Raw genomic sequence first — 24,900 nt, 5'->3', positions numbered from 1 at the left:
TTTATCATTTTAAAGAGAATTGAAAAAGCTGTTAAAGAATAATCGCTTTTTTTGTTTTTGGAAATATAAATTACCGTTCAATTGTTGTATTTTTACCAAAATTTATAAAAGTGGGAAGTAAAAACAAATTGAAACGCTTCAGAGAAAACGAAACGTTTTCAAATGTATATCAGCCAACCAGAGAAGCACTTACAACAAACAATTTTTCTTTTAAAGGCAACTGGAACAAAGAGGTTTTTAAAAACAACAACCCAATTGTTTTAGAATTAGGCTGTGGAAAAGGCGAATATTCGGTGGAATTGGCACGCCGATATCCAGAAAAAAACTTTATTGGTATTGATATAAAAGGATCTCGATTTTGGCGTGGGGCAAAAACCGCCATCGAAGAAAATTTACCAAATGTGGCTTTTTTACGCACACAAATCGAACTGATTGAAATGTGTTTTGCAGCAAATGAAGTAGATGAAATTTGGATTACTTTTCCCGATCCGCAGATTAAATACAAACGCACCAAACACCGCTTGACCAACGCCGAATTTTTGGCTCGATACAAAAACATTTTGAAATCCGAAGGAGTGGTTAATCTTAAAACCGATAGCGAGTTTATGCATGGTTACACCTTAGGTTTGCTTCATGGTGCTGGGCATAAAGTTTTGTATGCCAACCACAATGTATATAGAAACGAAGGTGCACCCGATGTGGTAACAGCCATTCAAACATTTTACGAATCGCAATATTTAGAGCAAAACAAGCCCATTACCTATATTAAATTTCAAATTAAATAATGAACTATTTCTTTCCTTTTTTCACTGGTCTTGGTGCATCGATACTTGGAACACTGCTTCCGGGTATTTTGAATGCCACAGTAGTGAAAATTTCTAAAAAGGAAGGAATGAAACACGCATATAGTTTTATTGCAGGCACATTGATTGTAATTGCTTTACAAACCTATTTGGCGGTTTTTTTTGCTAAAATAATAGACCGCAGTGCGTTTATCACTAATATGCTCCGCGAAATTGGTTTTGTGATATTTTTAATCTTAACCATCTATTTTTTTGCAACCAAACCCAAAAAAAAATTAAAAAGCGAAGTAACCATAAAAGGAAAAAGCAAACGCTTCAGTCAAGGAATATTGCTTGCTTTGATTAACGTGTTTCCTATATTTTATTATGTTTTTATAACAATCACGGCGATTAATAATAACTTTTACAGCATAAACTATATCAGCAATATTTTGTTGACCATCGGCGTGTTGCTAGGAACACTTCTTTCGTTTACTTTCTACATAAAACTATTTAAAAACACGGTAGTTGAAGAAAGTTTTGTGTTGAAAAACATCAATAAAATATTAGGATGCATCACTGGTATTATCACTGTTATTAATCTGTGTAAACTGTTTTATAAATAATGGAAAAGGATTTTTTTCAGCGGGTTTATGAAGTTGTAAAACAGATTCCGTATGGAAGAATCACCACTTACGGAGCTATTGCCAAAAAGATAGGTGCACCAAAATCAGCTCGAATGGTGGGTTATGCCTTAAATGCCTCGCATTTAAACGAAGAAATTCCAGCACACCGAGTGGTAAATCGCAAAGGATTGCTCACGGGTAAACATCATTTCCAAGGAACCAATTTAATGCAGCAGTTATTGGAAAATGAAGGAGTTAGAATAAAAGATAATACGGTTCAAAATTTTAACGAACATTTTTGGGAGCCTTGAAAAAAGTGTTCAAAGTTTAAACTTTGGACGTTTTCTGTTTTGAATCTTATTTTTTTATAAATTTAGAATGATAATTAATTTCATTATTAGATTCTAATTTTACTATATAATTCCCATATGCAAGATGCGAAACATTTATGCTGTTTTCAGAAACATTTTGTTCTACTATCTTCTTTCCATTAATGTCATATATGGTGATTTTTTCAATTATGATAACTTTTCCTGACCAAAAAAGTTTATCGGTAGTTGGATTAGGATATAGATTGATGTTTATCTCATTTTCATATCTCGGTACAGAAGCTTTCCCGCAATAATAAACCTCTTTAGGTGTAGTGGCAGGCGAAATTTGAGCAGGTAAATTTGTATTATCACCAAAATATGATAATGAATTGTCATTTTTTGTAAGCCAAAATCCCCTAGATACTCCTACACCTATTGATCCTGATACGCTTTTCAAGTCATTATTAGTACCTATTTTAGTTCGTATGTTTGTATTCATATTAGGCACATTCAAGTCTGATAATACTGTTATTACTTTACAACAATTTAGAAGTGACTCAACAAAATATGGTATTCACATAATTAACCAAGTTGGTTTTTTCGATCATAATCCTATCGCAATATTTAAAGTGTTTTAATTACTCAAATATTATACTCTCCAAAAATATTCAAAAAAAAAATAATCACTATACAACCTTTTTGATTTCTTTTGCGTCTATATAATAAACAGCCAAAAGTTGAAGGTAATAAACCATTTTTCCGAGACAGAATTAATTCAACAAGTGCAGAATAACAATCGGGTGGCACAAAAACAATTGTTCGATCAGTTTTCACCCAAAATGTTGAGTACTTGTAGGCAGTACATTAAAGATCTTCACAATGCAGAAGATGTTATGCTGTGCGCCTTTTTGAAAGTATTTCAAAACATCAATCAGTACCGGAACGATGGTAGTTTTGAAGGCTGGATCCGAAAAATCATGATTCGCGAAAGCTTGTCGTTTCTTCGTTCAAAAAAAGAACTCGATTTTATAGAAGACGCCAGTCAATCGGTATTAAGTGTGGTTTCAGATTCCTACGAAATATCAAACGATTACCAAAAACTGATAGACGATTTGCCACAAGGCTGCCGATATGTTTTCGTGTTGAGTGTGATTGAAGGATACAAACACCAGGAAATTGCCGAAATGCTGCATATTTCAGTAGGAACATCGAAATCGCAGCTGGCTTACGCTAAAAAATTATTAAAACAACAAATTGAATTAATACGATAGATGATGGAGGATTTTGAAAAAAAAATAAAAGATTTTTTCCAACGCCGTGAAATAAAACCATCGGCAGATGCATGGCAACGAATGGAACATCTTTTAAACGAACCACAAGCAAAACCAAAAAACGCATATAGAATTTATTGGGCAGTAGCAGCATCTGTTGTTGTACTATTCGGGTTGTTTACGTTACTACAGAAGCAAGATTCGGAATTGATTCAACCGGCTTCCAATAATGTGTATGTATCAAAAGACACATTATCAAATAAAATACAGCAACCACAAAACCATCATCCAATTGTGAAAACAGCAGTTGTTCCGCAGAAAACAGAAGATACTAAAAAGCAGTCGGCAATAATCAAGAAAGTTCCTGCAGAAATCGTTCAAAATATTAAAAATCAACCACAAGAATACGAAGTAGGTCAGCCAATCGAAAGTTATTCTATCATTCAGAAAGCAGATAGGGAAATCGAAGAAAAGCCTTTGATAGCTGCATCAAAAGTTGAAATCAAAGTGAATCCAAGCAAATTGTTGCGAAGCGCCGAAATGGAACGCCAAACCGACAATATGGTTTCAAACGGTCAAAATTTCTGGAAAAAAATAAAGGAAATAAACACAGTTGTAGCACATTCAAAATAATCCATTATGAAAAAAGTAATTTTAACAACCGCATTTTTATTAAGCATTTTAAGTGTTCAGGCACAAGAATTTTTTAGCGACAAACGCCCCGTGCAATCGGCAAATGAGTTTACAAAAAAGGTAAACGATATTTCATATGATATCGATCTAATCATTAAAAACAACAAAGAAAAGTTGAAACAGGATTTGAACGAAATCGACCTAAAAGTTGAAAATAACGAATTAACAAAAGCCGAAGCGGATAAGTTACGTAACGAAAAAGCCGAGTTTTATGCCAAACAAATCGAAGAAGAAACCAAAATTCAGGAAGATAAAATTAAAGTGCTAATTAATAATAAAATCGAAGATAATATTAATTTTAGTTCAGATATGACAGCTTATCAAAAGCAGTTAATAGAGAATAAATCATTATTTGTGGTAGAATATAGATTTGGTAACAGTTCTTTAATAATTGACGATTCGGTATATAAAGATTACTATGAAAGTGGTTTTGTTTCTTCGGCAGGTGTTGGTTTAGGAGCAAAAACGCGTATTGGAAAAGAAACTTCCCAAATTTATTGGAAATCTATGCTGGACGTTAACTTTCATCTTTTCAAGATAAAAGATAATAAAACATTTGAGAGTGTTAATAACGAAACCGTTTTAGATGATGTTGATTTTCCTGTAACTAAATCAAGAATGAATTTTACAGAACTAAATTGGTCTAATTATTTAGAATATGATTTTTCTAAGAGAAAATATGATGAATTTGGAAATCAAATCATAAAATCTCGCCAATCTTTTTTTGCAGGACTAGGAGGTTTTTTAGGATATTCACAATTAAGTAGGCAGTTAGAATATGAAATTGACGGAGAAAAATACAGACAAACAACCGCTGCTAAATTCAATTCCAATCAATTTATTTATGGAGTAGGAGCTTATATAGGTTACCAGAATTTTAGTTTAAGAGCTACCTATAATCTAAACCAAGTATTTAAACGATCATTTGCAGATCAAAACATATTTAATATGAGTGTTGTTATAGAATTACTATAATTTTGTAATAAAATGTTAAAAACGGCACAAGCTTTGCCTTTGCATGTAACAAATTATTAAATTACACACTCACTTAAAAAATTAAATACTTAAGAATGAAAAAACTATTATGTTTTGCATTATTTGCATTCACCGTATCGGTACAAGCACAGAATATCGATAGCCTCATCGAAAAAAACACTGCAATAAAAGAAGCGGTTGCCAACGAAGATTATTCGTTAACCGATAAAATTAAAGTGGTTAATGATCAAGTAGATATGGGGCGTATCTCAAAAGAGCAAGCCTATCAAATCATCACCAAAATTTCAAACGAACCGCCAGTAGCGATACAAGTTGTTCCAGTTGTGGAAGAAGTTGAGGTTGTTGAAGTAGAAGCAGTTGATGCAACCGAAGAAAACTATGATTACGATTGGGGCAAAGAAACCTCACCTTTCGATTTTGCCATGGGCGTACAAATGGATACCGTAGTAAAATACCGCACTAAAGTTACCCCTTATCTGGCATTTGGTGTAGGCAATGTAGCAACCGATGGTGCTTTCGCCAATTCCGAATTCGGTTATCTGCGTTCCAATTATTTCGAATGGGGAATCGCCGCACGAGCACCTTTCAGTAAAACCAACAACAAATGGGGAATTCGTTACGGTTTAGGTTTTAAATACAACGGATTAGCAACCACACAAAATCGCGAATTCACCCTTGCAGGTAACCAAACAGTAACAGCGCCTTCAACAAAAGAATTGCGTAAAAACTACGCCTATTTGCGAAACACCTATATAACCATACCCCTTTCGTTAGATTTCACAACCACCACAAAAACCTATAACCAAGCAAACCGCCGATTCACAACAAACGAAGGCATCAACTTTGGGATAGGAGGATATGTAGGGTACAACATCAATTCCAAACAATTCATCAGATACGAAAACGCCGATGGATACAAAATTTCCGAACAGCAAAAAGGCGATTGGAACGTAAACGATTTTCAATACGGTTTAACCGCTTATGCAGGAAAAGACACGTTCAAGCTGGTGCTAAAATACGATCTAAACCCTGTGTTCAGTGACAATATAGTAGATCAAAACTATTGGAGCATCGGCCTTCAATTAGGCTTATAAAACAAAAAACCAGCTCATCAGCTGGTTTTTTTATGCACGGGTGGAGGGATTCGAACCCCCATCAACGGTTTTGGAGACCGCTATTCTACCCTTGAACTACACCCGTAGAACATTTCGGTTGCAAATATAAACGCAAAAACCTTACAAAACCTAATAAATTAACCAAAGAAATTTAGCTTAACCCTTAATCTGTTTAATTTCAGCGCCTTTAATAAGTATAAATTAAATTTGGGCGTTCCCCTTCCATTCCGTTTCAAAACAAAGCTCAGGGTACACATACCATTTCGTCCACCACAGAAAAATCCAAGCAAACAGTCGGGTCGGGCTATTCGCTACAATCTTTTTGTTCGCGAGCTCACAAAAAGGATTTTCGCTGCTATCCCTAACGCGGTTTTTACTGTATAATGTAAATTGTATGTTTTAAAATTGTACAACTTTGCCAAAGTTTAGAACTTTGGCAAAGATTAAAAACATTATCAACGAAGAAGTTTCAATGCGCAATTGGTTGCAGGAAATGAAATAAGATTTTATACAAGAGGCTGTCCAAAAAGGATAGCCTCTTTGTTATACTACTAACTTTTCAACATCATCACTAAAGTTAATTTCTTGCTTTTTTTGAAATAAAGACCGCTGATAGCATCTAAATTCGACAAAAATGACAAGTTTAGAACCAAAAATACGGCGTTTGAATACCGTTTTTCTTCCCGCAACTGCTACAGCCACCATTTTTCTAAAATTATGTCCAAGAGCCATCAGTAGAAATTCTAATTCTACTTTCTCTAAGCCTTTGAATGTAAATCTATTAAAATCATTATTGTACTTGAGTTGCCCAAAAACAGCCTCTACTTCTATAGGGCGTCTACTGCGATGTTCCAGCCCTTTCTCGCTCGTTAATAAATTTCTCGCTCTTTCTTTAAGCTCATTCAAACGGTGATTGACTTCTATTCTGCGATTACCTTTTGCATTGAAACATTCCTCTCGAAGCGGACAATTATTACAGTTTTTTGATTGATAATAAGACACTTTCGATTCGTGTCCGTTGCTCGAAATTCGTTTTCCTTTGCCAACATTTTCCATTCGTTGCCCCATCGGACAAACGTAAAAATCTTGTTCTTTGTTGTAGAATAAATTCTGAACCAAAAACGGATTATTTTTCATCGTCCGTTTCGCTTCTTTGTGAAAATAATTGTACTTCACGTAGGCTTTAATGCTTTTATTTTCAAGCATTTCGTAATTTTCTTCGCTTCCATAACCTGCATCGGCAACCACATCTTTGCTTTGTTTTCCATAGAGATTTTCAAAACCATCGAGATGCGATTCCAAAGTCGTGGTATCCCCCGGTTTTTGATGGATGGAAACGTGGGTAATAAACTGATTTTCAGTTGAAATCTGCGTATTATAAGCCGGTTTAAGCTGTCCGTTTTTCATGTGATCTTCCTTCATCCGCATAAAAGTAGCGCCAGGGTCGGTTTTGCTGTAAGAATTCCTATCGCCTAAAGTTTCTAGGTCTTTTTCGTATTTTTCTAATTTTGGAAGATGCTCATCCTGAAGTTTTTGTAGCTCTTTTGCCTGTTTTTTAGTGGGTTCTTTCAGCTTTTTATTCAAGATCGATAGCTTCTCCCGAAGTTCTTCCGAATTGATGCTTTTAGGTAATTCTTCTTTGTTAATTTCTTGATTATCAGACTGAATAGCACTTTCGATATCTGAAATAATCGTGTTGATTTTAACTTCTAATTTTTCCTTGTATTTTTCAATCGAACCTCTCCAAACAAAAGTATAACGATTCGATTTGGCTTCGATTTTTGTTCCATCAATGTACTGAATATCAAGACTTACATAGCCCATTTCAACCAGCATTTTCACTACTTCGGCAAATAGTTGTTGAATATGATTTTTTAATATTTTCCCTCGAAAGTCGTTAATGGTTCGGAAATCGGGCGTAGAGTTGCCCGAAATGTACATGAAATAGATGTTTTCGGTGAGTGCTTTAGCTATTTTCCGGCAAGAATAAACGTTTGACAAATAGCTGTAAAACAACACTTTAATCATCATTCTTGGATGATATGCAGAGGTACCACCTCCTTTGTACAACTTAATTATATTGCTAATATCCAACGAGTTAACGACCTCTTCGATTAATCGAACAGGGTGATTATTAGGGATTTTATCAAAAATATTAATCGGAAAAAGTTCAGGACTATTGCCTGTTTGATTTTTAAAAACTACCTTAGCCATTGTTGGTTTTTTGTGCAACTCTAAGATAATTATTTTGGAGAAAAAATACAACAAAAAAAAGCTGTCCGACTTTTCGGACAGCTTCTTATTTAACAACATGTTAATTTTTTTATTATATTTACAATTCAATCAACTTAAATATAATAATTATGAGCAAATTAAGCAAAATTTTGTGGGGGGGGGGTAATAGGCCTAACCCTTACAGCATGTACAACCGACAGTGTATTTGAGGACAATGGTCAAGCAAGTACTTCAGAGCATCCTTCTAATCCCGGTTCACAGTATGCAACTTATAGCATGTCTGATTCTTATGAGTCGCCATGGGATATTGATTCATTGTATAAAGTGAAATACGAATTATACAGCGGTACAATGAACGACGGTGTACACGTCCGGGTAACCCCTTATATAGGTTTGGCATATTATGATGGTGCTAATGACGGTTTTTACAATACCCCAACAGGTGGGTTTAACTTGGCAAGCGGTGCCTATCCAAATCTTTTTGCCAGTGGAAATGAATACGGCGATTATGTACAAGCAAATCCTATTGTATTAACACAAGTGCCTGGTACAGGTTGGTACACCCACGAGTTGTGGGTGCAACACGATGAAGATCATTGCCCGTTAGTAAACATACCAGTGGGTATTAATTATAATTTAAACAGTATTGGTTTTGATATTGTAAACAACAATATTGTACAACCTATGCAGTTAGGGTATCCATTACCTGCGCCGCCACCTGCTGGTACGGGTGCAGAAGAACGTTTGTTGCGCGAGTATGGCAAAGTGTTTTATTACAAAGTAGAGTTTGGTACCGATATGTATAATTTTGACCCCGATGCGTATTATGTATTAGCCTTAGAAAATAATGTTACTACAAATGGTGATTGGTCTCCAATGGGGCTTTCAGATATGCCTTTTGGCAGCGTTTTGTTTTATCACGATAGCCCCAGTGGTGTAAGCACAAAAGAAATTGTTGTTGATCCAATTACGTTTACAGGTCCAGATCCTCAACATCGCAAAAGGTCTAGAGAGTTGTTTGGTACTGCTACCCCAGGCAGCGGCACTGGTATTCGCAAAATAACTACCGTGCCGTTTTATGATGAGTGGGTTCAAATTCCGGCTCTTACCGGTCCTTGGGTGCCAAAACCTAATAGACAACCTCGTGGAGTAAAAATTTATATAGAGTAAATAGTTAACTATGAAAAAGATTCTCCTTATTATAACCACCTTATTAGGCGTTTATAACTTAACTGCCCAAGTACTCTACACCGAAAATTTTAACAATTATCCTGTGGGAAATATAGGCACCGATTATAACGGCACGGTACCTGGTGTAGGCGGTTGGTTTACCAAATCTGTAAATAAGCTCATTTACAATTTACCGCTTATCAATAACGATTATAAAATTGTAGCCGAAGCCAACAAAGGGAATGTTGCACAAATAGGACCCCTCACCAAAAAAGGCGAAGCGAACCGTACTTTATTCCGTACCGATTTAAACACCTATTGGCAGCAGCGTACGGCAGGTAATAATGTTTTTAAGTGCAGTTTTGATTTGTATGTAGATGATAGTTATATAAGCTCCACTCCTCCATCTGATCCAATACGTATAATTTTATACAGCAAGGAAGGAGGGTTGACCAGGTTTTCATATGAACCTCGTTATCATCGTTTTGGTGCCGGTTTTGATTTTTCTAGGGGTAATTTTAATCGCGGAGGAGGTGAAGCTGTATTGGTAAGCCCCGGTACCCCCTTACAACCGCCACCAATGGGCAGTTGGATTACTGTAGAAATGTATATAGATTATGATAACAACAAAGCGTATTTCAGCATACCAACTTTAAACTATACGAATGTTAAAAACATTGCATTTACTTTAGAGTTGGGTGGTTTAGATACCGAGGGCAACCCCTTGCCTGATGACAGCCCTGTTGAATTAGTGTTTTTTTACACGAAGTCTGGCGATGTTGATGGTACTTTTTATACCCCCAAAATAGATAACATTAATTTAGTAGCTCAAAACACGGTACCCACTTTAGCAACTACCGAGCAGTTGGCTGCAAAATTTAACTTATACCCCAACCCAGCAAACAGCGTGGTAAACATCACCAACGCCGAGAATATGCAGATACAGCAAATCACGGTATATGATGTTGCAGGCAAGCAATTTAGTACTCAAAACTACAACAACGAAACCGATATACAATTAAACGTTGCAAACTTAGCAAGCGGCACGTATATGCTGCATTTGCAAACCAACCAAGGCACAGCGGTTAAGAAGCTGGTGAAAAAGTAGTTTTTTTTTCTGTAGCTTCAAAACAACTTTGCCAAAGTTCCAAACTTTGGCAAAGATTATTTTAACCTAGCTAAAACTTCAAAACCACACGCTGTCAAATAATTACAAAAAAGTTTAAAAAACTTTCAAAAAGCATTTGCAAAAGCCAAAAAAAGAGTAGTATATTTGCAACCGCTTTCAGGACAACGAAAGCCACGTTCCTAGAAAAAAAAGTAAAAAATAAATTTGGATGGTATAGAAAAAGGTTATTATCTTTGCAGTCCGTTCAAAAAGAAAAAGGGCGATTAGCTCAGCTGGTTCAGAGCACCTCGTTTACACCGAGGGGGTCGGGGGTTCGAACCCCTCATCGCCCACAAAAAAAACTTTTTCAAAAAAAAGCAAAAATAAATTTGCTGATTAAAAAATAAGTTTTACTTTTGCAACCGCTTTGAGAGAGAAGCGAAGGAAAGAAGAATAAGTTCATAGACATATTGGATTAACAGAGAATTAAAGAGTAAAAGCTCTTGGGTCACCAAGAGGTTTTAAACGACACATCAACAATAAAAAAAATTATACGATGAAGAGTTTGATCCTGGCTCAGGATGAACGCTAGCGGCAGGCCTAACACATGCAAGTCGAGGGGTATCCCGCCTTCGGGCGGGAGAGACCGGCGCACGGGTGCGTAACGCGTATGCAATCTACCTTATACTAAGGGATAGCCCAGAGAAATTTGGATTAATACCTTATAGTTAATAGAAATGGCATCATTTATATTATAAAGATTTATTGGTATAAGATGAGCATGCGTCCCATTAGTTAGTTGGTGTGGTAACGGCATACCAAGACGATGATGGGTAGGGGTCCTGAGAGGGAGATCCCCCACACTGGTACTGAGACACGGACCAGACTCCTACGGGAGGCAGCAGTGAGGAATATTGGTCAATGGGCGCAAGCCTGAACCAGCCATGCCGCGTGCAGGATGACGGTCCTATGGATTGTAAACTGCTTTTGTACAGGAAGAAACACTCCCATGCGTGGGAATTTGACGGTACTGTAAGAATAAGGATCGGCTAACTCCGTGCCAGCAGCCGCGGTAATACGGAGGATCCAAGCGTTATCCGGAATCATTGGGTTTAAAGGGTCCGTAGGCGGCTTTATAAGTCAGTGGTGAAAGTTTTTGGCTTAACCAAAAAAATGCCATTGATACTGTAGGGCTTGAATATTTGTGAAGTAACTAGAATATGTAGTGTAGCGGTGAAATGCTTAGATATTACATGGAATACCAATTGCGAAGGCAGGTTACTAACAAATGATTGACGCTGATGGACGAAAGCGTGGGTAGCGAACAGGATTAGATACCCTGGTAGTCCACGCCGTAAACGATGGATACTAGCTGTTCGAGCTTCGGTTTGAGTGGCTAAGCGAAAGTGATAAGTATCCCACCTGGGGAGTACGGGCGCAAGCCTGAAACTCAAAGGAATTGACGGGGGCCCGCACAAGCGGTGGAGCATGTGGTTTAATTCGATGATACGCGAGGAACCTTACCAGGGCTTAAATGTAGTTTGACGTATTTGGAAACAGATATTTCTTCGGACAAATTACAAGGTGCTGCATGGTTGTCGTCAGCTCGTGCCGTGAGGTGTCAGGTTAAGTCCTATAACGAGCGCAACCCCTGTTGTTAGTTGCCAGCGAGTAGTGTCGGGAACTCTAGCAAGACTGCCAGTGTAAACTGAGAGGAAGGTGGGGATGACGTCAAATCATCACGGCCCTTACGTCCTGGGCCACACACGTGCTACAATGGCCGGTACAGAGAGCAGCCACTTGGCGACAAGGAGCGAATCTATAAAACCGGTCACAGTTCGGATCGGAGTCTGCAACTCGACTCCGTGAAGCTGGAATCGCTAGTAATCGGATATCAGCCATGATCCGGTGAATACGTTCCCGGGCCTTGTACACACCGCCCGTCAAGCCATGGAAGCTGGGGGTACCTGAAGTCGGTGACCGCAAGGAGCTGCCTAGGGTAAAACCGGTAACTAGGGCTAAGTCGTAACAAGGTAGCCGTACCGGAAGGTGCGGCTGGAACACCTCCTTTCTAGAGATGGTTTAAACATCTTTTACTCTTTAACTGTTGGTTCAAAAAAAAGCAGAATAAAAAATACAGAGTCTCGTAGCTCAGCTGGTTAGAGTACTACACTGATAATGTAGGGGTCGGCAGTTCGAGTCTGCCCGGGACTACGAAGTATTACTGGGAAGACGAGAAGTTTATGCTGAGCCAAGTCGAAGCAAGTCTGCCCGGGACTACAAAGTATTTTATTCAAAGCAAATTTTAGGGTTGAGGGATTATTAAATTTAGTTCATATTTCATAATCCACAATTCATAATTAAATTGGGGGGGATTAGCTCAGCTGGCTAGAGCGCCTGCCTTGCACGCAGGAGGTCAAGGGTTCGACTCCCTTATTCTCCACCATAAGAGATTCAGCCAAAAGGGGCTGGAGCGTCCCGCTACAGGCGGGAAGGTCAAGGGTTCGACTCCCTTATTCTCCACGATTCAACGATTAATCGTTGATTTGTTTAATCGGTTAACCGATAACACGGTTTAACAATTAAACAAAAAAAGTTCATTGACATATTGAGATACATTTAAAAAGTAGAAATATTTAAAAATATTTTCAATAGGCATCAGTTTTAACTGGTGTTGAAAATAGTATAAAGCACATTTTTTGGGTTATAAATTTTTTTAAAGTAACAAGTTTAACTTGAAACCTTAAAAAAAGAAACATGAAACAAAAAAAATAGAGCACAATAAGCAAAATAAGGGCGTATGGGGAATGCCTAGGCTCTCAGAGGCGAAGAAGGACGTGATAAGCTGCGAAAAGCTACGGGGATCGGCACACACGAATTGATCCGTAGATATCCGAATGGGGCAACCCGGCATGTTGAAGACATGTCACATCGATAGATGAGCAAACCCGCTGAACTGAAACATCTAAGTAGGCGGAGGAGAAGAAAACAAAAGTGATTCCGTAAGTAGTGGCGAGCGAACGCGGAAAAGTCCAAACCAAAGTTGTTACGGCAATTTTGGGGTTGTAGGACCACGATATTGTATGCAAAGTGAATAAGAATCATCTGGAAAGATGAACCGCAGAGGGTGATAGTCCCGTATTGGTAAGCGATGTAATACATAGTGGTATCCTGAGTAGGTCGGGGCACGTGAAACCTTGATTGAATCCGGCGGGACCATCCGCCAAGACTAAATACTCCTGAGAGACCGATAGTGAACCAGTACCGTGAGGGAAAGGTGAAAAGAACCGTGAATAACGGAGTGAAACAGAACCTGAAACCATACGCCTACAAGCGGTCGGAGCCCATTCGTTGGGTGACGGCGTGCCTTTTGCATAATGAGCCTACGAGTTACCGTTGCTGGCAAGGTTAAGTAATTAAGTTACGCAGCCGAAGCGAAAGCGAGTCTGAATAGGGCGCATGAGTCAGTAATGGTAGACGCGAAACCGTGTGATCTACCCATGGGCAGGTTGAAGTTTGGGTAACACCAAATGGAGGACCGAACCGGTTGACGTTGAAAAGTCTTCGGATGACCTGTGGGTAGGGGTGAAAGGCCAATCAAACTCGGAAATAGCTCGTACTCCCCGAAATGCATTTAGGTGCAGCGCTGAAAAAGTTTAATAGAGGTAGAGCTACTGATTGGATGCGGGGGCTTCACCGCCTACCAATTCCTGACAAACTCCGAATGCTATTAAATGATTTTCATCAGTGAGGGCATGGGTGCTAAGGTCCATGTCCGAGAGGGAAAGAACCCAGACCATCAGCTAAGGTCCCCAAATGTATGCTAAGTTGAAAAAACGCGGTTTGATTGCCCCGACAGCTAGGATGTTGGCTTGGAAGCAGCCATTCATTTAAAGAGTGCGTAACAGCTCACTAGTCGAGCGATCGAGCATGGATAATAATCGGGCATAAGCATACTACCGAAGCTATGGATTGTACAATGTACAGTGGTAGGGGAGCATTCTAAACTGGGTAGAAGGTGATTTGTGAGAATTGCTGGACTGTTTAGAAAAGAAAATGTAGGCATAAGTAACGATAATGCGGGCGAGAAACCCGCACACCGTAAGACCAAGGTTTCCACAGCTATGCTAATCAGCTGTGGGTTAGTCGGGACCTAAGGCACACCCGAAGGGGGACGTCGATGGCCAACGGGTTAATATTCCCGTACTTGTAATAGTTGTGATGGAGTGACGCAGTGGTGAAAGTACCGCGAACTGACGGAATAGTTCGTTAAAGCACGTACCTATATCCTTTATAGTAAAATGCGTAGAGGATGGAGAAATGCGATAGTACTCGGAGCCTTCGGGCAAAGAGATAGTGTACCTAAAGGCTGTCAAGAAAAGCTTCTAAACTTAGATTATTACAACCCGTACCGCAAACCGACACAGGTGGTCGAGGAGAGTATCCTCAGGTGCTCGAGAGATTCATGGCTAAGGAATTAGGCAAAATAGACCTGTAACTTCGGGAGAAAGGTCGCCCCCGCCTCGGCGGGGGCCGCAGTGAAAAGGTCCAGGCGACTGTTTATCAAAAACACAGGGCTCTGCTAAATCGTAAGATGACGTATAGGGCCTGACACCTGCCCGGTGCTGGAAGGTTAAGAGGAGATGTTATCTTCGGAGAAGCATTGAATTGAAGCCCCAGTAAACGGCGGCCGTAACTATAACGGTCCTAAGGTAGCGAAATTCCTTGTCGGGTAAGTTCCGACCTGCACGAATGGTGTAACGATCTGGACACTGTCTCAGCCATGAGCTCGGTGAAATTGTAGTATCGGTGAAGATGCCGATTACCCGCAGTGGGACGAAAAGACCCTGTGCACCTTTACTATAGCTTAGTATTGTTCTTGGATAAGTGATGTGTAGGATAGGTGGGAGACTATGAAGCGGCGTCGCTAGGCGTTGTGGAGTCATTGTTGAAATACCACCCTTTGCTTATCTGAGATCTAACCCCGCTATGCGGGGGACATTGCTTGGTGGGTAGTTTGACTGGGGTGGTCGCCTCCAAAAGAGTAACGGAGGCTTCTAAAGGTTCCCTCAGCACGCTTGGTAACCGTGCGTAGAGTGCAATGGCAAAAGGGAGCTTGACTGAGAGACCTACAAGTCGATCAGGTACGAAAGTAGAGCATAGTGATCCGGTGGTTCCGCATGGAAGGGCCATCGCTCAAAGGATAAAAGGTACGCCGGGGATAACAGGCTGATCTCCCCCAAGAGCTCATATCGACGGGGGGGTTTGGCACCTCGATGTCGGCTCGTCACATCCTGGGGCTGGAGAAGGTCCCAAGGGTTGGGCTGTTCGCCCATTAAAGTGGCACGCGAGCTGGGTTCAGAACGTCGTGAGACAGTTCGGTCTCTATCTACTGTGGGCGTTAGAAATTTGAGTGGATCTGATTCTAGTACGAGAGGACCGAATTGGACCAACCTCTGGTGTATCAGTTGTGCCGCCAGGTGCATCGCTGAGTAGCTACGTTGGGAAGGGATAAGCGCTGAAAGCATATAAGCGCGAAACCCACCACAAGATGAGATTTCTTTAAAGGGTCGTTGGAGATGACAACGTTGATAGGCTATAGATGTAAAGGCAGTAATGTCATAGTCGAGTAGTACTAATAGCCCGTATGCTTATGTGCTCTGGAAGTTGCTTTGTAAAGAATAGTATTAAGATTTTAGTATTAAGTATTAAGTATTAAGACTAGAATATCTACAAAAAAAAGTATCGAAAATATGTTAACAATATTAGCCCGCCATTGGCGTGGCGTTTAAAGTTCAAAGTTTAACGTTCAAGGTTAAAACCTAAAACAAAAAAAACTTTAAACCTTAAACAAAGATTTAAGGTGGTTATAGCATCGGGGCTCACCTCTTCCCATTCCGAACAGAGAAGTTAAGCCCGATAGCGCAGATGGTACTGCATCTTCATGTGGGAGAGTATGTCGCCGCCTTTTTTTAAGAGAGGATTACTATTTTAGTAATCCTCTTTTTTGTTATAGGTGCGGCGCAATTCTCCGCCTCGGCGGATCGGGTCGCCGCCTTTTTTTAGTAAAGCCTGTCTTTTTCAAGACGGGCTTTCTTTTTTTGTTATTTACTGCGTACCGTTCGCTTCGCTTGGGTGGTGCGGCGCAATTCTCCGCCTCGGCGGATCGGGTTGTCGCTTTTTTTGTACAGTACCCAATATCTTTACACAATATTTTTCATATAAATGATGAGATGTAATATTATAGCATATTCTTTGTCTTAGGTCTTAAAGGGTTAAATGAGTTATAGTAAAAAACCGTCTCAATACTAATGAGACGGTTTGATTTACTTTATTGAAAGTTCTTAATGTTACTTTTTAACAAACTTAGAAGAAGCTTTTCCTTTCATAGTAGTAATATCAATTAAATAAGTACCTGCAGAAAGATCAGAAACATTAATTGTAGAAACATTGTTTAAAGTTCTTACCACTCTTCCAGATAAATCCGTAATTTTAATTTCTTTCATTTCTAAACCGTTTTTAGATGAAATATTTAAAACATCTGAAGTTGGGTTAGGGTATAAATTAAAGTTTTCTGTGAAGAATTGTTCTGATGAAGCTGAAGCATCTTCAACTAAGTCTAATACAATTTTACCGTTAGCCGGTGCCGGAGGTGTACCTACATTTACTGTGCTAATATCTGTTGGGTTTGCAATACCACAATTTGTTGCTTTAATAAAGCCACTAGTACCCGTAGCTGTTGGGGCTACAGCTCCCATTAAAAACAAACCTCCATTAACCGTAGCATGACTTACCTCTACAACAATTATATCTCCTACAGCAACCGGGACAGGCGTAGGTAAAGCAATATTTTCAGTTGCAGGAATTAAATTATTTTGAGAATCTACTGCAGATTTAGGTAATGCTTTGTTAACGGTAGCTAATTGCGTTAAACTAGAAGCTGGAAAAGCACCATTACTTTTATGTAAAGTTACAGTAATAGGAAAACTAGTAGGTGCTCCTGTTCCTGTTGCGAGGTTCACTATGTTTCCAACTTTTACAGATACAATTTTAGTAGCAGCAGTCATAGTGTATGATCTATAATAACTAGTTGCTTGAGTACCTACAGTTTGCGGAGGAGTTCCTGATTGTAGAGGACAAAAGATAGTATTTGTAGTTGGGGCTGCTCCGCCCGTTTGTGAAAGAGTTGTTTGCGCATTTGCTGCAATACTAGTAGCACCTATAAATGCTAAAGAGAGTAAAATTTTTTTCATGGTTAGAATTTTTTAAAATTATTATATAAAAGTAATTAAAAATTCAATATCTACAAATAAAAATTATATTATTCTCATTAAAAATTTTAAAAAACAATGTGCACTTTGTTTGTGATAGAAATGTAGTTACATTTTCAAATAAAAATCTTTAGTCAGGTTTATGTATTCTTGAGTGTAATTGTGGCGAGTTGTTTCAATGGTTAAAGCATCAATAATAGGTTCTTGTTTGAATCTAGAAAAAGCGATTAAACTGCGTTTAATTTCAGATACCGTGTTTCCTTTAACTCGTGTTATCTTTAACGGGAACAATCCAACAGATTCTGCTAAATCAATAAAGTTTTCTTCTTCTTTATGAGGAATGATCACTGCGAAGATGCCTTTTTCAGACAATAAAGCTTGTGCCGATTCTATTAATTCATCAAACGGTAAAGCTTCTTGAAAGCGTGCTTGATCGCGTTTTTCGTATCCCGATGAATAATTTTCAGAATAAAAAGGTGGGTTCGATACAATTAAATCATATTCTTCTTCATCTTCAAAAAATTCTTCTGTGAATTCATCAATCGATGCATGGTAGCAAAATAAACGGTCGTTCCAAGGGCTTTGCTCAAAATTTTCTACACATTGCTCGTAAGCTTCTTCGTCTATTTCAACCGCATCAATTTGCTGTGCATCGCTTCTTTGAGCCAACATTAAAGCAATTAAACCTGTGCCTGCACCAATATCCAATATATTGAATGGTTTATGAAAAATAGGAGTCCAAGCACCTAGCAAAACGCCGTCTGTACCAACTTTCATGGCACAATGATCTTGTTGAACGGTAAATTGTTTGAATTGGAACATTTTTGAAGTGGGTTTTTACTTCAAAAATACTGCTTTAAAATGAAAGTTAGCGGTAATTATAAGTACAAATCTATCAAACCTTCCGGAGTATTGAAAATAATGGATTTATTTTCGCGATTTACTTCAATAATAAATTCATCAATTAAAGGAACTAATATTAAGGCATCATCTTTCTGAACTTCAAACAAGGCTTGTACGCCGTTGTCGCTTATTCGGGCAATAGTTCCAAAATTACCTAATCGCTGGTCAATGGCATCAAAACCCACCACTTCATGGTAGTAAAATTTGTTTCCTTCTAATTTCGGAAGCATGGTAAGTGGCAAATACACATCTTTTCCCACTAAATCATCAGCTGCATCTTCAGAATGCACATCTTCAAATTGTGTGCGAAGAAATTTTTCTTTGTGTATGGATGCTTTTTCAATAAAAAAAGGAACCAAATGTCCGTTTATTTCAACGAACATTGATTCCAATTCTGTGTACAATTCAGGCTCGTCGGTGTCTAAAAACACCAAAACTTCGCCTTTGAAACTAAATTTCTTTGCGATTTTTCCTAAGTAAAAACAATCTTTTATACGCATTCAAAATCGCTTACAAATTATGCTTCCGTTTCTTCTGTATTTTCTTCTACTTCAGGAGTAGCTTCTTCTGCAGTTGCAGCTTCAGCAGCAGCTTTAGCTTCTTGTGCAGCAGCAATACGTTTTGCATTTACTTCTTTTTCAGCGTTTAATGCAGCAGCTTTAGCAGCAGCTTTGTTGTCAGCCAATCCAGAAACTTTAGAGTTCACTTTGTTTGCTTTTTCTTCCAACCAAGCAGCAAATTTTGCATCAGCTTGTTCTTGAGTTAAAGCACCTTTGCGAACACCTCCGTTTAAGTGGTGTTTTAATAATGCACCTTTGTACGATAAAATTGCGCGAGCAGTATCGGTTGGTTGCGCACCATTAAATAACCATTTTGCAGCAGCATCAACGTTTAAGTCAATCGTTGCAGGATTTGTGTTTGGATTGTAAGTTCCAATTTTTTCTAAGAATTTACCATCTCTTTTAGCACGTGCATCAGCAGCTACTACCCAGTAAAAAGGTTTTCCTTTTTTACCGTGTCTTTGTAATCTAATTTTTACAGACATAATCTTTTAATGATTTAATCGAGGTTCCCGACCTCATTTGTTATAAATTTCAATGTGCAAAATTAGTTATTTTTTTTATACCACCCATTTTTTGCGATTAAAAATAGGTGAAATTGTGTTAAAATTTAAAAAAGTTAAATAATTATTAAAAAAAATGATTGGCTGTAAAGAAAATATTCTATTTTTGTTTGTAAACATTGAATTCAGAATCTAAATAAATATGAAAAAATATTTTTTACTTGCATTAATGGCAGTCTCATTAGTTTCGTGCGAAGAAGAATTAAGCACTAATACACCCACTTTAGAAGTCATGAATGGTTATACGTTTTGGCGAGCAAACAACTTGGCAGCAAACGTGAATAGTGATGGTGATTTAGTTATTGTAGGTGTAAACGAATCTGAAAATGTTACCCTATTTATAGATAACTATGAATTTGGTGGCGAATATACTTTAGGAGTTTCTAACTTAAATGTAGCAACTTATTCAAAAACTATAGATGATAAAATGTATTTATACAGCACTTCATCATCAACAGGAAAAGGTTATATTAAGTTGAATCCGGTTGAAAAACAAGTTCCCGGAACAATCTCTGGTACTTTTATGGCAGAAATGGTACCGGTTGACGAAGCAATGGTTTTGCCGGAAATGCCTATTGTGAACTTAAACAAAGGGGTGTTTTTTAGAATTCCATTATCGTATCCATCTGCTGCACCACAAGCACCCAAACAATAATAATATATTAAAGGTGTTTAACACATCCTTAAGTCGTTCTTTTTTAAGAGCGACTTTTTTTTATTGTAACTTTGTATGAATTAACTTGCTTTAGAATACATGTATATAATTTTTGATACCGAAACCACAGGTTTACCAAAGGATTGGAATGCACCTATTACCGATGTTGACAATTGGCCACGATGCATACAAATTGCTTGGCAGTTGCATGATGAATTGGGAAATTTGGTAGCACATGAAGACTATTTGATAAAACCCGATGGTTTTGATATTCCTTATGATTCAGAACGAATTCATGGTATTTCTACCTTATTGGCAACCGAAAAAGGAATCGATATAAATACGGTTCTTACCAAGTTTAACACAGCTTTGAGCAAAGCCAAATTTGTTGTGGGGCAAAATGTAGGTTTCGATTTGAATATTATGGGTGCCGAATTTCACAGGGCAGCCGTGCAATCGTCTTTAAACAATATGCCGGTGCTGGATACGTGTACCGAAGTTACAGCCGATTTACTGAAACTTTCAGGCGGACGTGGAGGCAGATACAAATTGCCCACTTTAACAGAGTTACACGAATATTTGTTTGGAGTGCCTTTTGGCGAAGCACACAACGCTACTGCCGATGTGGAAGCTACCACACGATGTTTTTTTGAATTGATTCGTAAAAACGTTTTCACAGAAAGTGAATTGCAGCAACCAGCCGGATATTTACAACATTTTAAAGAAGTAAATCCGCAACCTTTTCAGTTAATCGGTCTAAAACATATCAACCTAAAAAAAGCATCTGAAGAAATTCGGAAGCAATTAGAAGCAGCGGGTGTTATAAAAGAAGAAGCGAAGCAAGTAATATCTACCGATGTTAAAAAAGCTTACGAAGCTGCTGTTTTTGCGCATTTGCACAATCACACACAGTTTTCTGTTTTGCAATCTACGATTGATATTGGTGCAATGATTAAAAAAGCTGCCAAAGAGAAAATGTCTGCCGTGGCAATGACCGATCACGGAAACATGATGGGTGCTTTTAAATTTGTTAGTGCGGTTTTAGATCACAACAAAAATGTAAAAAAAGCCAATGAAGCTGCGATTGAAAATGGCGAAGATCCTACCGAAACCGAACTAAAACCTATTGTTGGTTGCGAGTTTTTTGTGTGCGAAAATCATACCGATAAATCTAAAAAAGACAACGGATATCAAATCGTATTGTTGGCAAAAAATAAAAACGGATACCACAATCTTGCAAAATTATCATCAATTGCATCGATAAATGGGTTTTATTATGTGCCTCGTATCGATAAAGAAACATTATTAAAATATAAGGAAGATGTAATCGTGCTTTCTGGTAATTTGTTTGGTGAAATTCCCAATAAAATTTTAAACATTGGTGAAAAGCAAGCCGAAGAAGCGCTTTTGTGGTGGAAAGAACATTTTCAAGATGATTTTTATTTGGAAATCATGCGCCACAACCAAGAAGATGAAGACCGTGTAAACAAAACGTTAATCGCATTTTCTAAAAAGCACAACATAAAATTAATCGCGACAAACAATACCTATTATTTAGAAAAATCCGATGCCAATGCCCATGATATTCTTTTATGTGTAAAAGACGGCGAAAAGCAAGCAACACCAATTGGACGCGGACGCGGTTATCGTTATGGCTTGCCCAATCAAGAGTATTATTATAAAACCCAGGCGGAAATGAAGGCGCTTTTTAAAGATTTGCCTGAAGCCATCATTAATATTCAAGAAATTGTAGATAAGATAGAAGTATATTCGTTGTACAGAGATATTTTATTGCCAAAATTCGATATTCCTGCTGAATTTATCCACCCAGAAGATGCGATTGATGGAGGAAAACGAGGTGAAAATGCTTATTTACGATATTTAACCTATGAAGGAGCCAAACGTCGATACAAAGAAATTGACGAAACAATTACCGAACGCTTAGATTTTGAATTAAAAACAGTTGAAAATTCAGGTTATCCGGGTTATTTTTTAATTGTGCAAGATTTCATTGCGGCAGCCCGAAAAATGGGAGTGTCGGTTGGTCCAGGGCGTGGTTCTGCTGCGGGTTCTGCGGTGGCCTATTGTTTGGGAATCACCAATTTAGATCCTATTAAATATGATTTGCTTTTTGAGCGTTTTTTGAATCCAGACCGTGTGTCGATGCCCGATATTGATATCGATTTCGATGATGAAGGGCGTGGGCGTGTTATGGATTATGTAATCAAAAAATACGGTGCAAATCAAGTGGCGCAAATCATTACTTATGGTAAAATGGCAACTAAATCGGCTATTAAAGATGCGGCGCGTGTGTTAGATTTACCTTTATATGAATCGGAACGTATCGCCAAAATGATTCCGACCATGATGCCTAGTAAATGGAATTTGCGTCGTTTTTTATCAGAACCAGAGGAAGATATCAAAAAAGTATTGCGTTCGGAAGAGTTTGATGCGGTGAAAGAATTAATCAACGTTGCCAAACAAAACGATTTGCTTTCAGAAACCATTCAGCAGGCAAAAATCATTGAAGGTTCTATGCGAAACACCGGAATTCATGCCTGTGGAGTAATCATTACGCCCGATGATATTACCAATTTCGTGCCTGTTCAAACGGCAAAAGATTCTGAATTGTATGTAACTCAATTTGATAACTCGGTAGCCGAGAGTGCCGGTTTGCTTAAAATGGATTTCTTGGGTTTAAAAACCCTTACTTTAATAAAAGATACCGTTGCAATTATAAAGCAACGTACCGGTTTAGAAATAGATCCAGAAGAAATTCCGATTGATGATGCGAAAACCTATGAATTGTTCCAACGCGGAGAAACCGTAGGTGTGTTTCAATACGAATCGCCGGGAATGCAAAAATACATGCGCGAGCTGAAACCTACGGTTTTTGGTGATTTAATTGCCATGAATGCTTTGTATCGCCCGGGACCGCTAGAATATATTCCATCGTTCGTTCGAAGAAAAAATGGTGAGGAAGAAATTACCTACGATTTAGATGCATGCGAAGAATACTTAAAAGAAACCTACGGAATCACTGTTTATCAGGAACAGGTAATGCTTTTGTCGCAAAAATTAGCCGATTTTACTAAAGGTGAAGCCGATGTGTTGCGTAAGGCAATGGGTAAAAAACAAAAAGATGTTTTGGATAAAATGAAACCTAAATTTGTAGAACAAGCAGCTGCAAAAGGACATGATCCTAAAATATTAGAAAAAATCTGGAAAGACTGGGAAGCTTTTGCTTCGTATGCCTTCAACAAGTCACACTCTACTTGTTATGCGTGGGTGGCTTATCAAACCGCTTATTTAAAAGCACATTACCCAGCAGAATATATGGCTGCTGTGCTTTCAAACAATATGAACGATATTAAATCGGTTACTTTTTTCATGGAAGAGTGCCGCCGCATGGGCTTAGACGTGTTAGGCCCTGATGTAAATGAGTCGCACTACAAATTTGCCGTAAACGAGAATTATCAAATTCGCTTTGGTATGGGTGCTATTAAAGGAGTTGGCGAAGGTGCTGTAAACACCATTATCGAGAATAGAAAAAACGGAAATTATAAATCGATTTTTGATTTGGCAAAACGCATCGACTTAAGATCGGCCAATAAAAAAGCCTTCGAAAATCTGGCATTGGCCGGTGGTTTTGATTGTTTTACAGATACGCATCGCGCACAATATTTTTATACCGAAGGCGATGGAATTACTTTTTTAGAGAAAGCAATGAAATACGGAGCTAAATTTCAAGAAAATGAAAACTCTGCCCAAGTGAGTTTGTTTGGAGAAAGCAGCGAAGTACAAATTCCCGAGCCTGTAATTCCAAGTTGCGAAGAATGGACAACGATGGAAAAATTGGCAAAAGAAAAAGATGTCGTGGGTATTTACATTTCAGGGCATCCGTTAGATGATTTTAAGTTTGAACTCAAATATTTTTGCAATGTAAAATTAGAGCAGTTGAAAAATTTAGATCTTTTGGTGGGCAGAACCGTAACTTTTGGCGGAATGATTTCAAATGTGCAGTTCAAAACCTCTTCAAAAGGAAAAGATTGGGCGATTTTTACGGTAGAAGGATATGATGAAAGCATTGAAATGCGCATGTTTAATGAAGATTATCTGAAAAACCGACACTTTTTGTTGAACAACACTTTTGTGTATTTTAAGGTGTATGTTAAAGAAGGCTGGATTAAGAAAGATAGCAACGAACGTTCAGAACCGCGCATGCAGTTTGTTGAGCTAAAGTTGTTGAACGAAGTGATTCCAACATTTGCCAAAAAACTAATTATTCAAATCGATGTTCGCCAATTAAAAGAAATGCAAGTTGAAAAAATTCGTTTTATAATGGATCAAAATCCCGGTTCAAAAGCAGTTGTTTTTGAAGTTTTTGAATTGGAAGAAGTGCAAAATCGTTTGCAAACCGAAGAGATCAACAAATTATTGCCCGATGTGTCAGACGAAGGAACGGCAGAGCTCATAGAAGAAAAAACCACCGACATTCCATTGCCCGAGGTGCAGTATTTGAAAAAAAATCTATTAGAAATGCCCAGCAAAAATATGCGCATTGAAATATCGTCTGATTTATTAGAAGAGTTAGAGCGTATGCAGGTTTCCTTTAGATTGAATTAAAAAAGCTTATTGTGC

The 24,900-nt window shown here is 38.2% G+C and carries 16 protein-coding genes, 5 tRNA genes, 3 rRNA genes and 1 pseudogene; 18 read left to right on the top strand and 7 right to left on the bottom strand.

Going from position 1 to position 24,900, the window contains the following annotated elements; translation table 11 throughout:
* Positions 1-110 precede the first annotated feature (110 nt).
* Genes trmB through MG290_RS08050 form a run of 3 tightly spaced genes read left to right on the top strand, consistent with a single transcriptional unit; the run spans position 111 to position 1,719 of the window.
* Positions 111-785 (top strand): tRNA (guanosine(46)-N7)-methyltransferase TrmB, encoded by a 675-nt coding sequence (gene trmB, locus MG290_RS08060; protein WP_264560824.1) that lies wholly within the window; start codon positions 111-113, stop codon positions 783-785.
* Positions 785-1,408, top strand: a complete 624-nt coding sequence (locus MG290_RS08055) for a LysE family transporter (RefSeq protein WP_264560823.1) — start codon at positions 785-787, stop codon at positions 1,406-1,408. Before trmB ends, MG290_RS08055 begins: the two co-directional genes overlap by 1 nt.
* Positions 1,408-1,719, top strand: coding sequence for an MGMT family protein (locus tag MG290_RS08050; RefSeq protein WP_264560822.1), 312 nt, complete (start codon positions 1,408-1,410; stop codon positions 1,717-1,719). The genes MG290_RS08055 and MG290_RS08050 overlap by 1 nt, the downstream gene beginning before the upstream one ends.
* Before the next feature lie 46 nt (positions 1,720-1,765).
* On the opposite strand, the gene MG290_RS08045 is transcribed toward MG290_RS08050, so the two are convergent.
* Complete coding sequence (locus tag MG290_RS08045) at positions 1,766-2,218, bottom strand: T9SS type A sorting domain-containing protein (protein ID WP_264560821.1); 453 nt, start codon at positions 2,216-2,218, stop codon at positions 1,766-1,768.
* Between the two features lie 238 nt (positions 2,219-2,456).
* Here MG290_RS08045 and MG290_RS08040 point away from each other — a divergent pair, with 238 nt between their 5' ends.
* The 4 genes from MG290_RS08040 (at position 2,457) to MG290_RS08025 (ending at position 5,773) form a co-directional block, all read left to right on the top strand.
* Positions 2,457-2,990, top strand: coding sequence for an RNA polymerase sigma factor (locus MG290_RS08040; protein ID WP_264560820.1), 534 nt, complete (start codon positions 2,457-2,459; stop codon positions 2,988-2,990).
* Entirely contained in the window at positions 2,991-3,623 is a 633-nt protein-coding gene (locus MG290_RS08035) for a hypothetical protein (protein WP_272585154.1), read from the top strand.
* A 6-nt stretch (positions 3,624-3,629) separates the two neighbouring features.
* Entirely contained in the window at positions 3,630-4,658 is a 1,029-nt protein-coding gene (locus tag MG290_RS08030) for a hypothetical protein (protein WP_264560818.1), read from the top strand.
* Positions 4,659-4,753: 95 nt separating this feature from the next.
* Positions 4,754-5,773 carry a PorT family protein gene (locus MG290_RS08025; RefSeq protein ID WP_264560817.1) on the top strand — a complete coding sequence of 340 codons (1,020 nt, stop codon included), beginning with the start codon at positions 4,754-4,756 and terminating at the stop codon, positions 5,771-5,773.
* A gap of 35 nt (positions 5,774-5,808) precedes the next feature.
* On the opposite strand, the gene MG290_RS08020 is transcribed toward MG290_RS08025, so the two are convergent.
* Positions 5,809-5,879 (bottom strand) — tRNA-Trp (locus MG290_RS08020).
* Positions 5,880-6,496: 617 nt separating this feature from the next.
* A pseudogene (locus MG290_RS08015) lies at positions 6,497-8,008 on the bottom strand (IS1182 family transposase); the annotation flags it as partial.
* A gap of 297 nt (positions 8,009-8,305) precedes the next feature.
* On the opposite strand from MG290_RS08015, the gene MG290_RS08010 reads away from it, so the two are divergent.
* From MG290_RS08010 to rrf, 9 genes are all read left to right on the top strand, one after another.
* Positions 8,306-9,199, top strand: a complete 894-nt coding sequence (locus MG290_RS08010; RefSeq protein WP_264560816.1) for a hypothetical protein — start codon at positions 8,306-8,308, stop codon at positions 9,197-9,199.
* A gap of 10 nt (positions 9,200-9,209) precedes the next feature.
* Positions 9,210-10,307, top strand: coding sequence for a T9SS type A sorting domain-containing protein (locus tag MG290_RS08005; protein ID WP_264560815.1), 1,098 nt, complete (start codon positions 9,210-9,212; stop codon positions 10,305-10,307).
* Between the two features lie 278 nt (positions 10,308-10,585).
* Positions 10,586-10,660 (top strand) — tRNA-Val (locus MG290_RS08000).
* 200 nt (positions 10,661-10,860) lie between these two features.
* Positions 10,861-12,378 (top strand): 16S ribosomal RNA (locus MG290_RS07995).
* Between the two features lie 69 nt (positions 12,379-12,447).
* A tRNA-Ile gene (locus tag MG290_RS07990) sits at positions 12,448-12,521 on the top strand.
* A gap of 155 nt (positions 12,522-12,676) precedes the next feature.
* A tRNA-Ala gene (locus MG290_RS07985) sits at positions 12,677-12,753 on the top strand.
* A gap of 3 nt (positions 12,754-12,756) precedes the next feature.
* Positions 12,757-12,830: transfer RNA gene (locus tag MG290_RS07980), tRNA-Cys, on the top strand.
* Between the two features lie 257 nt (positions 12,831-13,087).
* Positions 13,088-15,965: ribosomal RNA gene (locus MG290_RS07975) — 23S ribosomal RNA — on the top strand.
* A gap of 201 nt (positions 15,966-16,166) precedes the next feature.
* A 5S ribosomal RNA gene (rrf, locus tag MG290_RS07970) occupies positions 16,167-16,278 on the top strand.
* Together the 16S, 23S and 5S rRNA genes with 4 tRNA genes alongside form the textbook arrangement of a ribosomal RNA operon.
* Before the next feature lie 379 nt (positions 16,279-16,657).
* On the opposite strand, the gene MG290_RS07965 is transcribed toward rrf, so the two are convergent.
* The 4 genes from MG290_RS07965 to MG290_RS07950 form a co-directional block, all read right to left on the bottom strand.
* Positions 16,658-17,560, bottom strand: coding sequence for a T9SS type A sorting domain-containing protein (locus MG290_RS07965; protein WP_264560814.1), 903 nt, complete (start codon positions 17,558-17,560; stop codon positions 16,658-16,660).
* A gap of 126 nt (positions 17,561-17,686) precedes the next feature.
* Complete coding sequence (locus tag MG290_RS07960) at positions 17,687-18,400, bottom strand: tRNA1(Val) (adenine(37)-N6)-methyltransferase (protein ID WP_264560813.1); 714 nt, start codon at positions 18,398-18,400, stop codon at positions 17,687-17,689.
* A 56-nt stretch (positions 18,401-18,456) separates the two neighbouring features.
* A complete protein-coding gene (gene rimM / locus MG290_RS07955) occupies positions 18,457-18,981 on the bottom strand; it encodes a ribosome maturation factor RimM (protein WP_264560812.1) in 525 nt (174 codons plus the stop codon).
* Between the two features lie 17 nt (positions 18,982-18,998).
* Positions 18,999-19,526, bottom strand: a complete 528-nt coding sequence (locus MG290_RS07950) for a 30S ribosomal protein S16 (RefSeq protein ID WP_257499819.1) — start codon at positions 19,524-19,526, stop codon at positions 18,999-19,001.
* A gap of 220 nt (positions 19,527-19,746) precedes the next feature.
* On the opposite strand from MG290_RS07950, the gene MG290_RS07945 reads away from it, so the two are divergent.
* Positions 19,747-20,259, top strand: a complete 513-nt coding sequence (locus MG290_RS07945; protein ID WP_264560811.1) for a DUF6252 family protein — start codon at positions 19,747-19,749, stop codon at positions 20,257-20,259.
* Between the two features lie 99 nt (positions 20,260-20,358).
* Positions 20,359-24,885, top strand: coding sequence for a DNA polymerase III subunit alpha (dnaE, locus tag MG290_RS07940; RefSeq protein WP_264560810.1), 4,527 nt, complete (start codon positions 20,359-20,361; stop codon positions 24,883-24,885).
* Positions 24,886-24,900 lie beyond the last annotated feature (15 nt).

The sequence above is a fragment of the Flavobacterium sp. CBA20B-1 genome (assembly GCF_028473145.1).
GTDB lineage: Bacteria > Bacteroidota > Bacteroidia > Flavobacteriales > Flavobacteriaceae > Flavobacterium.
The sequence above is the reverse complement of the archived record's forward strand: the minus strand, read 5'-3'. Positions and strand labels throughout refer to the sequence as shown.

Excerpts from the sequence above, each read along its gene's own strand:
- MG290_RS07960 (WP_264560813.1), bottom strand. The coding sequence starts at position 18,400 with ATGTTCCAATTCAAACAATTTACCGTTCAACAAGATCATTGTGCCATG.
- MG290_RS08035 (WP_272585154.1), top strand. The coding sequence starts at position 2,991 with ATGATGGAGGATTTTGAAAAAAAAATAAAAGATTTTTTCCAACGCCGT.
- MG290_RS08045 (WP_264560821.1), bottom strand. The coding sequence starts at position 2,218 with ATGAATACAAACATACGAACTAAAATAGGTACTAATAATGACTTGAAA.
- MG290_RS07965 (WP_264560814.1), bottom strand. The coding sequence starts at position 17,560 with ATGAAAAAAATTTTACTCTCTTTAGCATTTATAGGTGCTACTAGTATT.
- rimM (WP_264560812.1), bottom strand. The coding sequence starts at position 18,981 with ATGCGTATAAAAGATTGTTTTTACTTAGGAAAAATCGCAAAGAAATTT.
- MG290_RS08025 (WP_264560817.1), top strand. The coding sequence starts at position 4,754 with ATGAAAAAACTATTATGTTTTGCATTATTTGCATTCACCGTATCGGTA.
- MG290_RS07950 (WP_257499819.1), bottom strand. The coding sequence starts at position 19,526 with ATGTCTGTAAAAATTAGATTACAAAGACACGGTAAAAAAGGAAAACCT.
- MG290_RS08055 (WP_264560823.1), top strand. The coding sequence starts at position 785 with ATGAACTATTTCTTTCCTTTTTTCACTGGTCTTGGTGCATCGATACTT.
- MG290_RS08050 (WP_264560822.1), top strand. The coding sequence starts at position 1,408 with ATGGAAAAGGATTTTTTTCAGCGGGTTTATGAAGTTGTAAAACAGATT.
- MG290_RS07945 (WP_264560811.1), top strand. The coding sequence starts at position 19,747 with ATGAAAAAATATTTTTTACTTGCATTAATGGCAGTCTCATTAGTTTCG.
- MG290_RS08010 (WP_264560816.1), top strand. The coding sequence starts at position 8,306 with ATGTCTGATTCTTATGAGTCGCCATGGGATATTGATTCATTGTATAAA.
- dnaE (WP_264560810.1), top strand. The coding sequence starts at position 20,359 with ATGTATATAATTTTTGATACCGAAACCACAGGTTTACCAAAGGATTGG.
- MG290_RS08005 (WP_264560815.1), top strand. The coding sequence starts at position 9,210 with ATGAAAAAGATTCTCCTTATTATAACCACCTTATTAGGCGTTTATAAC.
- MG290_RS08030 (WP_264560818.1), top strand. The coding sequence starts at position 3,630 with ATGAAAAAAGTAATTTTAACAACCGCATTTTTATTAAGCATTTTAAGT.